General features: G+C 60.0%; 1 protein-coding gene (running past one end of the window). It reads right to left on the bottom strand.

What is annotated here, in order from left to right:
- A protein-coding gene (locus tag KGD89_RS12620; RefSeq protein ID WP_081741934.1) for a non-ribosomal peptide synthetase crosses the window boundary here: on the bottom strand, positions 1 to 17,517 show its 5' portion. 11,475 nt of this gene lie to the left of the window's left edge; 17,517 of the gene's 28,992 nt are visible here — the first part of the coding sequence; it begins with the start codon at positions 17,515 to 17,517; its stop codon lies beyond the left edge, outside the window.

Raw genomic sequence — 17,517 nt, 5'->3', positions numbered from 1 at the left:
CTGCGTGAGTTCTTCGGCAGGCAACACGCTGATTTCATGAAGCGGAGCGGCAGGTGTGTTTTCCAGCGCCGCTACCAATCCGGCCAAGGCGGCACTCATGTAAGCCGCTACACGCGCAGCCCCGATACCTTCCTGCACCAGCACGGTCAGCTCGAAACCTTCGCCCTGATCATTCACCGACAGAGTGAGCGGATAGTTCGTACGCTCGCTGCCTTTCAGGGGTTCAATACCTTCCCACGCAGGCGAAGGACTGTGCTCATCCGGCGCGGCGCTGTAGCGATAGTTGAGCAAGGCGCTGAACAGTGGCGTCGAGGCTGGCACTGCGCTGCAGCGTTGAGCCAAGGCCAACGGCGCATGCTCGTGAGCCAGCAAGGCGCTCAGGCGGGCATGGGTTTCACGAACGCCGGTGCGCGCTTCAAGGGCATTGAGTTGCAGGCGCAGCGGCAAGGTGTTGATGAACATGCCCAAGGCACGGTCGGCCCCTTCGCCACCACTGAGGCGGCCCATCAAGACGGTGCCGAACACCACGTCATCGCGACCGCTGGCTGCGCTGAGCACCTGCGCCCAGGCCAGGTGATGCAGAGACGCCACGCTGACCCCGAGCTGGCGGGCCTGCGCTCGCAGGCGCAGGCTCAGGTCACGGTCCAGCGCCAGGTGATGCTCTTCGACACTGTAACCGTCGCCCTGAACTTCATGCAGACCGAACGGTAGAGTCGGCTCGTCGAGATCGCCCAGCACGCTCCGGAAGAACGCTTCATGGGCTGCCTGATCGACTCCGAGGCGAGACTGAGCCACATAGTTGCGATACGGCACCGATTCATTGAAGTGCTGTGTCGTATTCAGCAGACAGGCTTCCATCTCCTGGGTCACAACGGCCAATGCGGTGTTGTCCAGGATCAGGTGATGAGAAAGCAGCAACCCTACCCAACGCTGATTGACCGGGTCATGGGCATAGACAATCCGCAGCAGCGGAGCCTGACGGATATCCATGCGGTACTGGCGGGCATCGAAACGCGCCTCCAGTTGCGCTCCGATATCGCCCTGCGCAGGGTCCAGTTCAAGGGCTTCGACTTCCAGGTGAACCTGACGCCAGACCACCTGTACCGGTTCATCCAGTCCTTCCCAGAAGAACGACGTGCGCAGGATGTCGTGACGTTCGATAACGCTTTGCAGCGCGCCGGAGAACGCATTCAGCCTCTCCTCGCTGGCAAAGCCGAAAAGCGTCTGCACGGCATAGGGATCATCATCCTCGGTAACCAGGTAGTGATAAAGAATTCCTTCCTGCAATGGGGCCAGTGGGTAGATATCCTGAATATTGGCTGCACCACCGGGGATGGAAGCGATGACCTGTTCAAGCTGTTCTTCGCTGATGGTTGCCAGTGGCAGCATGTCAGGGGTGATATGCGTGCAGCCGGGCTCGATCAGATTGGCCGGCACGCGGATTTCAGTGCCACTGCCCACGGCAGCCGCCAGGGCTGCCAATGTTGGCTGACTGAACAGCACGCGCACATCGGCACTCAGGCCTTGCTGACGCATTTTCTCGATCAGCTTGACGGCCAGCAGCGAGTGACCGCCCAGCTCGAAGAAGTGATCGTGACGCCCGACGCGCTCGACTTGCAGCACTTCGGCCCAGATCTGCGCCAGGGTGGTTTCTACGTTGCCTTGTGGCGCTTCGTAGCCACGGCTGATCAGGGATTGCAAATCAGGGACTGGCAAGGCCTTGCGGTCCAGCTTGCCGTTCGGGGTCAGGGGCAGTTTGTCCAGATGCACATAAGCTGCCGGGACCATGTATTCAGGCAACTGGCCTTGCAGGTGCGCCTTCAGAATTTCCAGGTTGATTTCGGCAACACTTGAGGTGAAATATGCCACCAGACGCTTGTCGCCCGGCACGTCTTCACGGGCCATGACTACCGTTTCTTTTACGCTTTCATGGCGCGCCAGCTTGGCTTCGATCTCGCCCAGCTCGATGCGGAAGCCGCGGATCTTCACCTGATCGTCGTTACGGCCCAGGTATTCAATATTGCCATCAGTCAGCCGGCAACCCAGATCGCCAGTGCGGTACATGCGCGCTCCGGCGTTGAATGGGTCTTCAAGGAAGCGTTCGGCGGTCAGGTCATCACGATTCAGATAACCCCGCGCCACACCGGCACCGCCGATATAGATCTCGCCCGGCACGCCAAACGGTACAGGCTGACGATGCTCATCCAGCAGGTAGAACTGGGTATTGGCGACGGGCTTGCCGATATGCGGCGCAAAACCGTCTTCACGATCCATCGAAACCCAGCTGGAATAGGTGGTGGTTTCCGAAGGGCCATACAGGTTGCACAGACGCTGGACGCTGGTTTGCTCAAACAGGCTTTCGACCAGCGAGCCTTTGAGCGCTTCACCCGCCACGTTGACGGTATGCACGCCCGCTTGAAGGCCACCGAACTCCAGCAGCGCTTTCAACGCCGAAGGTACGGTGTTGATCAGGGTAATGTCATGCTCGCCGTCCTGCAGGGCCAGCACGTTCTTGACCACTTCAATGCTGCCGCCCGAGATCAGCGGCGCAAAACACTCGTAAACCGCCAAGTCGAAGTTCAGCGAGGTGGAGAACAGCGTCTTGGCCAGCACTTCAGGTTCAAAGGCCTGCTGAGCCCAGGTCAGGAAGTTAACCGTATTGCGATGCTCGATCATTACGCCTTTAGGCAAGCCTGTAGAGCCCGAGGTGTAGATGACGTAAGCCAGATGGGCTGGCGTCAGGCCTTCAATCAGCGGATTGGAGACGGATTTGTCCTGCCAATCGGGCTGATCAAGATTAACCACAGGTACATCCGCAGCCGACACCAACTCCAGCGTCGCAGTCTGTGCCAACACGGCAGCAGGCGCACTGTCCTCCAGCATGTAGGCAATACGCTCCAGCGGATACGCCGGATCCAGCGGCACATAACCACCGCCAGCCTTCAGAATGGCCAGCAAACCGACCACCATATCGATACCGCGCTCGACACAGATCGCAACACGAGCATCCGGCACCACACCCTGACCGCGCAGATGATGCGCCAGGCGGTTAGCCCGCTGATTCAGTTCGCCATAGCTCAGATGTTCATCGCCAAACACCAGCGCAATCGCCTGCGGCGTACGTTCGGCCTGAGCTTCAAACAGGCCATGCACCGTTTGGTCGAGCGGATACTCGGCATCGGTCGCGTTGAAGCCGCGCAGCACTTGTTCAAGCTCATCTTGCGGCAGTACCGACAGACTGCCGAGCGAAGCCTGTGGATTCTGCTCCAGCGCTTCGACCAGACGGGTCAGCGCGGTATTCATATAAGCGGTCACACGAGCGGCACCGATACCATTCTGCACCAGCACGATCAGCTCGAAACCTTCGCCCTGATCATCCACAGACAGGGTCAGCGGATAGTTGGTACGTTCCTCGCCTTTCAGAGGTTCGATACCTTCCCAGGCTCGCGACAGGCTGTACTCGCCCGGCGCCGCGCTGTAGCGATAATTGAGCAAGGCGCTGAACAAAGGCGTTGACGCCGGTACGCCGCTGCAACGCTGAGCCAGGGCCAACGGCGCATGTTCGTGGGCCAGCAAGGCGCTCAGACGAGCGTGAGTTTCGCGAACACCTGCTTTTACCTCCCCGGCACCCAGTTGCAGGCGCAGCGGCAAGGTATTGATGAACATCCCCAGGGCACGATCCGCACCTTCGCCACCATTCAGGCGGCCCATCAGTACAGTGCCGAACACCACATCGTCACGACCGCTGGCCGCACTGACCACCTGCCCCCAGGCCAGATGATGCAGTGACGCCACACTGACCCCAAGCTGACGAGCCTGCGCTCGCAGTCGCTTGCTGAGGTCCAGATCCAGAGGCAGACGATGCTCCTCGATGTCACGACCTTCGCCCTGAACTTCATGCAGGCCAAACGGCAAGGTCGGTTCGTCCAGGTCCCCCAACATGTCGCGGAAGAAGACTTCCTGCGCTTCGCGATCGGTGCCCAGACGCGCCTGGGCCACATAATTGCGATACGGCACCGGCTCGCTCAGAGACTGCGTATCGCCCAGCAGCCAGGACTCCATCTCGTGCTGAACCACTTCCAGCGCGGTATGGTCCAGTGCCAGGTGATGGAACAGCAGGAAAGCGACCCAGCGCTGATTGACCGGATCATGGGCATAGGCAATCCGCATCAACGGGGCCTGACGAATGTCCATGCGGTGCTGACGGGTATCGAAACGCGCCTGCAACTGGCTGGCGATATCGCCTTGCTCCAGGTCCAGCTCAAGGTGCTCAACACCCAGGGTGGCTTCACGCCAGACCACTTGAAGCGGCTCGTCCAGCCCTTCCCAGTACAGTGAAGTGCGCAGGATATCGTGGCGTTCAATGACAGATTGCAGAGCGCCGGTGAAGGCATTCAGTCGCTCTTGATTGGCAAAACCGAACACCGCTTGCAGCACATAGGGATCGCCCTGCTCGGCAGACAGGTGGTGATAAAGAATCCCCTCCTGCAAAGGCGCCAGCGGGTAGATGTCCTGGATATTGGCTGCGCCGCCCGGAATAGAAGCGATGACCTGCTCAAGCTGCTCTTCGCTGATGGTTACCAGCGGCAGCATGTCAGGGGTGATATGCGTGCAGCCCGGTTCGATCAGGTTGGCCGGGACACGGATTTCCGTACCGCTGCCCACGGCAGCAGCCAGGGCTGCCAATGTTGGCTGACTGAACAGCACGCGAACATCGGCGCTCAGGCCTTGCTGACGCATTTTCTCGATCAGCTTGACGGCCAGCAGCGAGTGACCGCCCAGCTCGAAGAAGTGATCGTGACGCCCGACGCGCTCGACTTGCAGCACTTCGGCCCAGATCTGCGCCAGAGTGGTTTCGGTTTCGCCTTGTGGCGCTTCGTAGCCACGACTGATCAGGGATTGCAAATCAGGGGCTGGCAAGGCCTTGCGGTCCAGCTTGCCGTTCGGGGTCAGGGGCAGCTTTTCAAGATGGACATAGGCTGCCGGGACCATATATTCAGGCAACTGGCCTTGCAGATGGACTTTCAGGGTTTCCAGATTGATTTCGGCAACGCTTGAGGTGAAATACGCCACCAGACGCTTGTCGCCCGGCACGTCTTCACGGGCCATGACTACCGTTTCTTTTACGCTTTCATGGCGCGCCAGCTTGGCTTCGATCTCGCCCAGCTCGATGCGGAAGCCGCGAATCTTCACCTGATCGTCGTTACGGCCCAGGTATTCAATATTGCCATCAGCCAACCAGCGACCCAGGTCGCCAGTGCGGTACATGCGCGCTCCGGCGTTGAATGGATCTTCAAGGAAGCGTTCGGCGGTCAGGTCATCACGATTCAGATAACCACGGGCCACGCCTGCGCCACCGATGTAGATTTCGCCGGGCACGCCAAACGGCACAGGCTGACGGTGTTCGTCCAGCAGGTAGAACTGGGTATTGGCCACCGGTTTACCGATATGCGGCGCAAAACCGTTTGCACGATCCATGGCCACCCAGCTCGAGTAGGTGGTGGTTTCCGAAGGTCCATACAGGTTGCACAGACGCTGGACGTTTGTTTGCTCAAACAGGCTTTCCACCAGCGAGCCTTTGAGCGCTTCACCCGCGACGTTGACGGTATGCACGCCCTCTTGAAGGCCACCGGACTCCAGCAGCGCTTTCAGTGCCGAAGGCACGGTGTTGATCAGCGTGACATCATGCTGACCTTCTTGCAGAGCCAGCACGTTCTTGACCACTTCAATGCTGCCGCCCGAGATCAGCGGTGCAAAACACTCGTAAACCGCCAGGTCGAAGTTCAGCGAGGTGGAGAACAGCGTTTTGGCCAGCACTTCAGACTCAAACGCCTGCTGCGCCCAGGTCAGAAAGTTGACCGTATTGCGATGCTCAATCATCACGCCTTTCGGCAGGCCGGTAGAGCCGGAGGTGTAAATCACATAAGCCAGATGAGCCGGTGTCAGCGCCTCAACCACCGGATTGGAGACGGATTTGTCCTGCCAATCGCACTGATCCAGATTGATAACCGGCACGCCTGCCGCTGATACCAGGTCCAGCGTGGCCGATTGCGCCAGTACCGCCGCAGGCGCACTGTCTTCCAGCATGTAGGCAATACGCTCGGCCGGATACGCCGGATCCAGCGGCACATAACCGCCGCCGGCCTTCAAGATGGCCAGCAAACCGACCACCATCTCGATCCCGCGCTCGACACAGATCGCCACACGCGAATCAGGCACCACGCCCTGACTGCGCAGGTGATGCGCCAGTCGGTTGGCCCGCTGATTCAGTTCGGCATAGCTCAGTTGCTCACCGCCAAACACCAGCGCTACGGCATTCGGCGTGCGTTCGACCTGAGCCTCGAACAGGCCATGAACGGTCTGCTCAAGCGGATATTCGGCGACGGTGTCGTTATAGCCATGGAGCAATTGCGTGAGCTCTTCGGCAGGCAATACCGAAACCGAATAAAGCGGTGCAGTCGGCGTGTTCTCCAGCGCATCCGCCAGTTCAGTCAGTGCCGTATTCATATAGGACGCGACACGCGCAGCGCCGATGCCATCCTGCACCAGAACCGTCAGTTCGAAACCTTCGCCCTGGTCATCCACAGACAGGGTCAATGGGTAGTTGGTGCGCTCTTCGCTTTTCAGCGGTTCGATACCTTCCCAGGCTGGCGACAGGCTGTACTCGCCCGGTGCCGCGCTGTAGCGATAGTTGAGCAAAGCGCTGAACAAAGGCGTTGAAGCCGGTACGCCGCTGCAACGCTGAGCCAGGGCTAACGGCGCATGTTCGTGGGCCAGCAAGGCGCTCAGACGAGCGTGAGTTTCACGTACACCGGCTTTTACTTCACCTGCACCCAATTGCAGACGCAGCGGCAAGGTATTGATGAACATCCCCAGTGCACGATCCGCACCTTCACCACCATTGAGGCGGCCCACCAATACAGTGCCGAAGACCACATCGTCACGGCCACTGGCCGCGCTCAATACCTGACCCCAGGCCAGGTGATGCAGGGACGCCACACTGACCCCAAGCTGGCGTGCATGGGCTCGCAGGCGCTTGCTCAGTGGCAGGTCAAGCGTCAGGCGATGCTCCTCGATACCACGTTCCTCACCCTGCACTTCATGCAGGCCAAACGGCAAGGTCGGTTCGTCCAGATCACCCAGCATGTCTCGGAAGAAGGCTTCCTGCGCTTGGCTATCGTTGCTCAGGCGTACCTGTGCCACATAATTTCGATACGGTACCGGCTCGTTCAGGTGCCCGGTATCACCCAGCAGCCAGGCTTCCATCTCGTGCTGGACCACTTCCAGCGCGGTATGGTCCAGCGCCATGTGATGGAACAGTAGCAAGGCCACCCAGCGTTGGGTTGCAGAGTCCTGGGCATAGGCGATCTGCATCAGCGGTGCCAGACGAATGTCCATCCGGTGCTGACGGGTATCGAAACGCGCCTGCAACTGGCTGGCGATATCGCCTTGTTCCAGGTCCAGCTCAAGGTGCTCCATGCCCAAGGTGGCTTGACGCCAGACCACTTGCACCGGCTCATCCAGCCCTTCCCAGTACAGCGAAGTGCGCAGGATATCGTGACGTTCTATTACCGATTGCAGTGCATTAGAGAAAGCATCCAGCCGGCCTTTGTCGGCAAACTCGAAAGCTGCCTGCAATACGTAAGGGTCACCCTGTTTGGCCGCCAGGTGGTGATAGAGAATCCCCTCCTGCAAAGGCGCCAGCGGGTAGATGTCCTGGATATTGGCTGCGCCGCCCGGAATAGAAGCGATGACCTGCTCAAGCTGCTCTTCGCTGATGGTTACCAGCGGCAGCATGTCAGGGGTGATATGCGTGCAGCCCGGTTCGATCAGATTGGCCGGGACACGGATTTCCGTACCGCTGCCTACCGCAGCAGCCAGTGCCATCAATGTTGGCTGGCTAAACAGGACGCGAACATCGGCGCTCAGGCCTTGCTGACGCATTTTCTCGATCAGCTTGACGGCCAGCAGCGAGTGACCGCCCAGCTCGAAGAAGTGATCGTGACGCCCCACTCGCTCGACCTGCAGCACTTCGGCCCAGATCTGCGCCAGGGTGGTTTCTACGCTGCCTTGTGGCGCTTCGTAGCCACGGCTGATCAGGGATTGCAGGTCCGGGGCTGGCAAGGCCTTGCGGTCCAGCTTGCCGTTTGGTGTGAGTGGCAGCTTTTCAAGATGGACATAGGCTGCCGGGACCATGTATTCCGGCAACTGACCTTGCAGATGAGCGCGCAGTGTCTCCAGATCAACTTCGGCAACGGTAGAGGTGAAATACGCCACCAGACGCTTGTCGCCCGGCACATCTTCACGTGCCATGACTACCGTTTCTTTTACGCTTTCATGGCGCGCCAGTTTGGTTTCGATCTCGCCCAGCTCGATACGGAAACCACGAATCTTCACCTGATCGTCGTTACGACCCAGATATTCGATATTCCCGTCCGCCAACCAGCGACCCAGGTCGCCAGTGCGGTACATGCGCGCTCCGGCGTTGAACGGATCTTCAAGGAAGCGTTCGGCGGTCAGGTCATCACGATTCAGATAACCACGGGCCACACCGGCACCGCCGATATAGATTTCGCCCGGCACGCCAAACGGTACGGGCTGGCGGTGTTCGTCCAGCAGGTAGAACTGGGTATTGGCCACCGGTTTACCGATATGCGGCGCAAAACCGTTTGCACGATCCATGGCCACCCAGCTCGAGTAGGTGGTGGTTTCCGAAGGTCCATACAGGTTGCACAGACGCTGGACGCTGGTTTGCTCAAACAGGCTTTCCACCAGCGAGCCTTTGAGCGCTTCACCCGCGACGTTGACGGTATGCACGCCCTCTTGAAGGCCACCGGACTCCAGCAGCGCTTTCAGGGCTGAAGGCACGGTGTTGATCAGCGTGACATCATGCTGACCTTCTTGCAGAGCCAGTACGTTCTTGACCACTTCAATGCTGCCGCCCGAGATCAGCGGCGCAAAACACTCGTAAACCGCCAGGTCGAAGTTCAGCGAGGTGGAGAACAGCGTCTTGGCCAGCACTTCAGGTTCAAAAGCCTGCTGCGCCCAGGTCAGGAAGTTGACTGTGTTGCGATGCTCGATCATTACGCCTTTAGGCAGACCGGTAGAACCCGAGGTGTAGATGACGTAAGCCAGATGGGCTGGCGTCAGGCCCTCGATCACCGGATTGGAGACGGATTTTTCCTGCCAATCGGGCTGATCGAAATTGATTACAGGTACATCAGCGGCTGACAGCAAGTCCAAAGTCGATGATTGGGCCAATACCGCTGCCGGCGCACTGTCCTCCAGCATGTAGGCAATACGCTCCAGCGGATACGCCGGATCCAGCGGCACATAACCGCCGCCCGCCTTCAGAATGGCCAGCAAGCCGACCACCATATCGATACCGCGCTCGACACAGATCGCAACACGAGCATCCGGCACCACACCCTGACTGCGCAGATGATGCGCCAGACGGTTGGCCCGCTGATTCAGTTCGCCATAGCTCAGATGTTCATCGCCAAACACCAGCGCAATCGCATCAGGCGTGCGCTCGACCTGAGCCTCAAACAAACCATGAACGGTCTGATCGAGCGGATACGGAGCCTGAGTGGCATTGAATCCGGAAATCACTTCGTCCCGCTCTTGTGCAGGCAGAATTTTCAGCGCATGCAACGGCAGATCAGGCGCGGATTCCAGAGCATCAGCCAGGCTTTCCAGTGCGGTGCTCATGTAGCCCGCAACACGCTGCGAAGCAATGGCTGCCACGGTCTGCACAGTGAGCAGGAAACCTTCGCCCAGATCATCCACCGACAGCATGAACGGATAGTTGGTCCGCTCCATCACTTCGAGTACTTCTGCACCGCCCCAGCGCTCGACTTCTTCGTCGGACTGGATCGGACTATGGCGATAGTTGAGCAAAGCACTGAACAACGGCATGGATGCCGGCACGCCGCTGCAACGTTGGGCCAACGCCAGGGATGCATGCTCGTGGCCCAGCAGCGCAGTCAGGCGCGCATGGGTCTGGCGTACACCCTGGCTGACGCTGACAGCACCCAGTGCAACCCGCACCGGCAGCGTATTGATGAACATCCCCAAGGCACGCTCGGCACCGCTGCCCGCCTGCATACGGCCCAGCAATACCGTGCCGAAGACCACATCACTACGTCCCGACAGATTGCCCACCACCTGAGCCCAGGCCAGATGGTGCAGGCTTGCAGGGCTCACACCCAGTTTGCGGGACAGGCCACGCAGGCGCGCACTCAAGGCCGCATCCAGCTTGAACCGGCTTTCCTCGACACCGCGACCGTCACCCTGCACCTCTTGCAGGCCCAGCGGCAATGTCGGCTCGTCAACGTCGGTAAGCATCTCGCGGAAGAAGCTTTCATGGGCCGCCTGGCTGACGGCCATCCGGGCCTGTGCCACATAGCGCCGGTAAGGCATTGGCATCTCGAGCCCGGTCGATTCACCACTCAGGATGAGCTGCATTTCATGCTGCATCACTTCCAGCGCGGTATGGTCCAGAGCAATGTGGTGGAACAGCAAAATCGCGACCCAGCGCTGGTTTGTTTCGTCATGGGCACAGGCCATACGCATCAGCGGCGCCTGCCCCAGGTCGAGTCGCAGGTCACGCGGGTCGAACAAGGCCTGCAACTGGCTAGCGATATCGCCCGCAGACGCATCCAGATCAAGGATTTCAACGATCAGGCGAGCCTTGCGCAGCACCACTTGCAGTGGTTGCTCCAGGCCATCCCAGATCAACGCGGTGCGCAGGATGTCATGACGATCGATAACGCTCTGCAACGCCGTGATGAAGCTGTCGAGCTGTGCCCGGCTGTCCATGGCAAAGGCAGCCTGCAACAGGTAGGGGTCACCCTGCTCCGCAGAAATATGATGATAGAGAATCCCTTCCTGCAAGGGAGCCAGCGGGTAGATATCCTGAATATTGGCCGCACCGCCCGGCATGGCGGCGACGATCCGGTCAACCTCGTTTTGCTCCAGATCCAGCAAGGTCAGCATGGACGCGGTGATGTGCTCGCAACCTTCGGGAATCCCGTTGTCCGGGATCTGCCGGGCCTCTTCGACGCCACCCACCGCTGCTGCCAATGCAGACAGGGTCGGCTGGCTGAACAGCACGCGAACATCGGCCTCCATATCCAGCTTACGCATGCGCTCGATCAGCTTCACCGCCAGCAGCGAGTGGCCGCCCAACTCGAAGAAGTGATCGTGACGACCCACCTGCGCGACGCCCAGTATCTGCGACCAGAGACCGGCCAGAGTCGTTTCGATGTTGCCTCGCGGTGCTTCATAAGCCTGACTGACAAAAGCCGTGGCGTCCGGCACGGGCAAGGAACGACGGTCCAGCTTGCCGTTGGCCGATACCGGCATTTTTTCCAGTTCGACATAAGCGGCCGGGACCATGTAATCCGGTAGACACGCCTGCAAGTGAGCCCGCAGCACGTCGGCCGAAGCAGGTTCCTGGCCTGGCTGTTGGGTGAAATAGGCAACCAGGCGCTTGTCGCCGGGATTGTCTTCACGGGCCACGACCGCCGCATCACGCACGCAGAGATGATCGGTCAGGCGAGACTCGATTTCACCCAGTTCGACCCGGAAACCACGGATCTTGATCTGGTCATCGTTACGGCCCAGGTACTCGATTACACCATCGGAGCTGCGGCAACCCAGGTCGCCGGTCTTGTACAGGCGGCCGTCTGTAAAGGGATCGCGCAGGAAACGCTCGGCAGTCAGGTCGTCACGGTTCAGGTAACCGCGTGCAACACAGATGCCGCCAATGTAGATCTCACCCGCAACACCCACCGGAACCGGCTGGAACTGCGCATCGAGCAGGTAAATGCGGGTATTGGCCACCGGTACGCCGATAGCTGGCAAGGTTGGCCAGTGCGCAACATTCACCGGCAGGGTACACGAAGTGGTGACATGGGATTCGGTCGGGCCGTAATGGTTATGCAGTCGGCATTCGGACAAATGCTCGAACAAGGCGCGGATCGGCGCCGTGATACGCAATTGCTCACCGGCAGTGACGACCTCGCGCAAGGCACAGGTTTGCTCGCGCAATGCCGGATAGTCGATCAACGCCTCGGCCAGGGCCTGCAAAGCGATGCATGGCAGGTACAGACGTTCGATGCGCGCCTCGCACAGATGCAGGTAAAGCTTGCGCAAGTCCAGGCGAGTGTCGGCATGAATCAATGACAGCGGCGCACCGGCGCACAGGGTGCTGAAGATTTCCTGGAATGCCACGTCAAAGCCCAGGGCCGCGAATTGCACGGTGGCCGGGGCCGGGTTACCGCTTCTGATGCCTTCAGCGAGCTGCCACTGCATCAGGTTGACCAGCGGCGCATGAGGCATGGCCACGCCCTTGGGCTGACCGGTGGAGCCGGAGGTATAAATGACGTAGGCAAGGTGCTGCGGAGCAAGCCCCAGAGCGGCCAGTTCCGGGTTGTGATCAGGCTGGCGGCTGAACTCTTCCGCACCTTCGGCCAGGCCGTCGAGCAGCACGCCGGGCACGATGGAGTCCTTGAAGAGTTCGGCAACGCTGGCCTGGCTCAGCACGGCCTTGGGGGCAGAATCGCTAAGCATGTATTCCAGGCGTTCTGCCGGGTAATCCGGGTCCAGCGGCACATACCCTGCCCCGGCCTTGAGAATGCCCAGCAGGCCGGCAATCATTTCCGGGCTACGGCGGCAGCAGATGGCGACCCGGTCATCAAAACCGACGCCCAGTTCCAGCAGCCTATGGGCGATACGATTGGCCTGACGATTCAACTCGCCGTAGCTCACGCGCTGCGACTCGAAAGTCACCGCCAGTGCATCCGGTTGCTGCTCGGCATGGGCTTCGAATAATTGATGCACCAGCAGACCCGAAGCGTATGCCTCATCACAAGCATTGAAGCCATGCAGCAGTTGCTGACGCTCGGCATCGGGCATGTAGGCCAGGCTCTGCAGCTCGACCTCGCCAGTACGATCAAGTGCATCGGCCAGTTCGGCCAGGACTGCATGCATGTAATCGGCGATGCGATGGGCACCGATCCCCGGCACGACCTGCACCGTCAGGCTGAAGGCCTCGCCCAGATCGTCGACCGAAAGCGACAACGGGAAGTTGGTGCGTTCTTCACCGCCCGACAGCTCGAAACCTGCCCATTTCAGAACAGTTGTGGCCTCACCGGCAGAAGCACCCACCGCGGCATGACGATAGTTGAGCAAGGCACTGAACAGCGGCGTCGGCGCCGCCACACCACTGCAACGTTGCGCCAGGGCCAAGGGTGCATGCTCATGACCGAGCAAGGCCGCCAGGCGCTCATGGGTGGTACGAATCGCCGCCCTGATGCTCGCCCCCAGGGCCGGCACACGCAGCGGCAGCGTGTTGATGAACATCCCCAGGGCGCGATCGGCGTCCTGGCCGCCTTGCATGCGGCCCATCAGGACGGTCCCGAATACCACATCATCACGCCCCGACAATCGACCGACCACCTGCCCCCAGGCCAGGTGATGAATGCTGGCATTGCTGACGCCCAGCTCACGGGCATGGGCACGCAGGCGCTGAGCGAGCTGATCGTCCAGCGCCACGACGGCCTGCTCGATGGCAATGCCATCGCCCTGCACATCCTGCAAGCCGAACGGCAGCGTCGGCTCGTTTACATCGCCCAGGGCCGAGCTGAAGAATGCCTCGTGTTCCTCGCGGCTGATGCCGAGACGGGATTGGGCTACATAGTTGCGGTACGGAACAGAAGCCGCCAGCTCGGCACTTCGTCCGTCGATATGAGCCTGGATTTCCATACCCAGAATGCGCAGCGAAGTCGCGTCGTCGATGAGGTGATGCAGAAGAATCACTGCAACCCAGCCGCCTCGAGCGGTATCTTGGGCCAGATGAAGCTCCAGCAACGGCGCCTGGCGCAGATCGAAACGCATGTGACGCGGATCGAGCCGGGCCTGCAACTGAGCGGCAATATCGCCGTCGATCACGTGCAGTGCATGCTCATGAACCCGCAGCGGCGCTTCGCGCCAGACAACCTGGACCGGCTCGTCCAGACCTTCCCAGGCAATCGAGGTGCGCAGGATGTCGTGTCGTGCAACCACGGCCTGCAACGCCTGAACGAATGAATCGACATGAGCACGGCTGTCCATGCGCAGCGTGCCCTGAAGCAGATAGGGATCGCCTTCGGGTGTCGACAGATAGTGATAGAGAATGCCTTCCTGCAACGGCACCAGCGCGTAGATATCCTGGACATTGGCGACACCGCCGGGCACTCCGGCCACCACCGCATCGATCTGCTCCTGGCTCAGGCGAGCCAGTGGCAGCATCTGCGGGGTAATGCGCTGCACACCCGGCTCGATGAGGTTGGCCGGTACCGCCACTTCACGACCCGAACCTGCCGTTGCAGCCAGCACTCGCAGCGTGGGCTGACCGAACAGGACACGCACATCGACGTGCAGCCCGACTTCACGCATGCGCTCGATCAACTTGACCGCACGCAGCGAGTCACCTCCCAGCTCGAAGAACTGGTCATGACGGCTGATGCGCTCGACACCCAGCAATTCACCCCACAGGCCGGCCAGAAGCGTTTCAACCGGGCCTTGCGGCGCTTCGTATTCACGTCGTGCGAAGGCCTCGGCGTCCGGCACAGGCAAGGCTTTGCGGTCCAGCTTGCCGTTGGTGGTCAGGGGAAAATCGGACAAGAGTACAAAGGCTGTGGGCACCATGTAATCGGCCAGGTTCTCCAGCAACTCGGAGCGAAGATCGGCCGCTGTCGGTGACTGACCGGCTTCCGGTATGACATAACCCACCAGGCGCTTGTCGCCCGGCTCGTCCTGACGTGCAATCACCACGGCTTCGCGGACACCGGCGCAGGCCGCCAGACGGCTTTCGATTTCACCCAGCTCGATACGGAATCCGCGGACTTTCACCTGATCATCGTTACGCCCGAGATAGTCGAGACTGCCGTCTTTCGTCCAGCGTGCCAGGTCACCCGAGCGGTACATCCGTGCATGGGGAGTGGCATCGAAGGGATCAGCCAGAAAACGTTCGGTGTTCAGTTCGGGACGGTTCAGATAGCCCCTGGCAACCCCGGCACCGCCTACATACAGCTCGGCCACGACGCCCGGTGGAACCGGCTGGCCGTGGTCATCGAGCAGGTAAAGACGCAAGTCCGGGATACGTTTGCCGATGGGGCTGACACCGCCTTCGACATCGTCCTTGCTCAATGGATAGCAAGTGACGTGTACGGTGGTTTCAGTAATGCCGTACATGTTGAACAGTTGTGTAGCGGCATTCGCCTGGCGCGCGTACCAGGGTTTGAGAATGCTGGTATCCAGCGCTTCACCACCGAAAATCACCTGCCGCAATGCATGCGGGCGAGGGTTTTCACCCTGGGCAGCAATGATCTGCCGGAAGGCACTCGGCGTCTGGTTGAGGACCGTGACACCGGCTTCGCACAACAGGTCATAACAGGCTTCAGGTGAGCGCGTCGTGAGTTGCGGTACCAGCAACAGGCTGCCGCCATGCAACAGCGCACCCCAGATTTCCCAGACGGAGAAGTCGAAGGCGAAGGAGTGAAACAGCGCCCAGACATCATCGGTGCCGAAGTCGAACCATTCACGGGTTGCCGAGAACAGGCGCAGGACATTGCGGTGTTCGACCATCACGCCCTTGGGCAGCCCGGTAGAACCCGAGGTATAGATCACATAGGCCAGATGCTCGGGTTCAAGCCCGACAACCTGTGGGTTTTCCTGAGACTGCCCGGCAATACCGGAAGCCTCGGGCTGATCCAGAAGCAGCAGTGGAATGTCCTGGGTCGGCAAATGTTCGAGGTGTGCGGATTCGGTCAACAACGCCAGCGGCATGCTGTCGTCAAGCATGAATGTCAGACGCTCCCGGGGATAGGCCGGATCCAGCGGTACATAACCGGCACCGGCCTTGAGGATACCCAGCAGGCCGATGATCATCAGCGGGCCACGGTCGACACAGATCCCCACGCGATTGTCGGGACCCGCACCCAGCTGGCGCAGGCGATGCGCAACCTGGTTGGCCTGCGCGTTGAGCTGGCCGTAAGTGACACTCTGGCCTTCATGCAGCAGCGCCACCGCATCGGGACGGGCCTGTGCCTGCGCCTCGAACTGGCCATGAATGGTCTGATAGTCCTGTACAGCAGCCTGCTCATGGTTCTGGTTCCATGCTTCAAACAACCGGGCCTCGGCAGGCGTTGGCAGGTTGAAGGCACGCACCTGAAGATTCGGGTCTTGCAGCCCCTGCTCCAGTATGTGCATGAAGCGCTCGGCGAGGCTCTCGACCTCATCAGCCTGGAAAAACGCTTCGTTGTAGATGAAGTCCATGAAGAACTCATCGGTATGTGCATTGGAGCGGATATAAATGGCCAGCGGCGTCTGCTCATAACCGCTGTTGCATTTGACGATGTATGCAGGTGCCCCATCGAAAGTCAGGCGCTGATCGGTCAACTCATAGGAAACCGACACATCGAAGACCTGGCCCCGACCATCGCGCAACAGGCCCAGGGACCGGTTCATTTCACTTAGCGGAAAACGCTGGTTTCGGTAGTCCTGTTTGAGAACACCGGCGATTTCAGTCGCCAGCTCACCGAAACTCAGTTCGGCATCGAACCGCAGACGCACCGCACTGACCTGGGTAAACAGCCCCATGGTCTTGCGGAAATTCGCATTGGAACGGTTGAGGATCGGCAGGCCGAGGACCACTTCTTCGCGTCGGGATGTACGCATGAAGTACACATAAAGCGCAGCCATCAACACCTGAAAGCGCGAGCACTGCAGAGGCTGTGCGACCTGGTCGATGCGCTCCAGCAACGCTGGCGGGTAACTGCGCGACACCTGGCCCGAGGGCGCCAGACCGGAGCCTGACCGATGGCGCGGCTCCAGCAGCGGCTCGGGTACATCCTGGTACTTGTTCAGCCAGTAATCCTGATCACGGGCATAACGCTTCGAGTACCGGTAGGCGATATCGTCCTGAATGAATTGCACGTAGGACGGCGCCTGCGAGTCGTCAGAAGCGTCATCTGCCTCATAGAGTTCGGCCAGATCCGTGAGCAGGAGCGAAATACCCCAGCCATCGATTATCAGGTGGTGGGCTTCAAGACAGAAACAGCTCAGGTTCTCGCTGACCCGGAGCAGTTGCATGCGTATCAGTGGCGAACCGTCCATCTTGAACGGTACCTGGGCACGTGCTCTCACGAATTCCCGTATCGCAGTGTCCGGGTCCTCATGACCGGAGAAATCATGCAGCGTCATCTGCAAGGACGGATGATCGACAAAGGCCTGTACAGGCAGGCCATCGTCACCTGTCCCATGCAACAGCACCATTCGCAACGCATCGTGGCGACGAATCAGTTTCGTGGCAGCCCGCTGGAGACGCTCGCCATCGATATTGCCCTTGATCGGGGCATATCCAACCAGGTTGTAGAGAGGAATATCACTGTTTACAGCCTGATCGAGCCAGATATCACGCTGGGCGGCAGTAAGTGGGTAAGTGTCAGGCACGGAAAGGGACTGGTTCAT

It is taken from the genome of Pseudomonas cichorii, assembly GCF_018343775.1.
Taxonomy (GTDB): Bacteria; Pseudomonadota; Gammaproteobacteria; order Pseudomonadales; family Pseudomonadaceae; genus Aquipseudomonas; species Aquipseudomonas cichorii.
The sequence above is the reverse complement of the archived record's forward strand: the minus strand, read 5'-3'. Positions and strand labels throughout refer to the sequence as shown.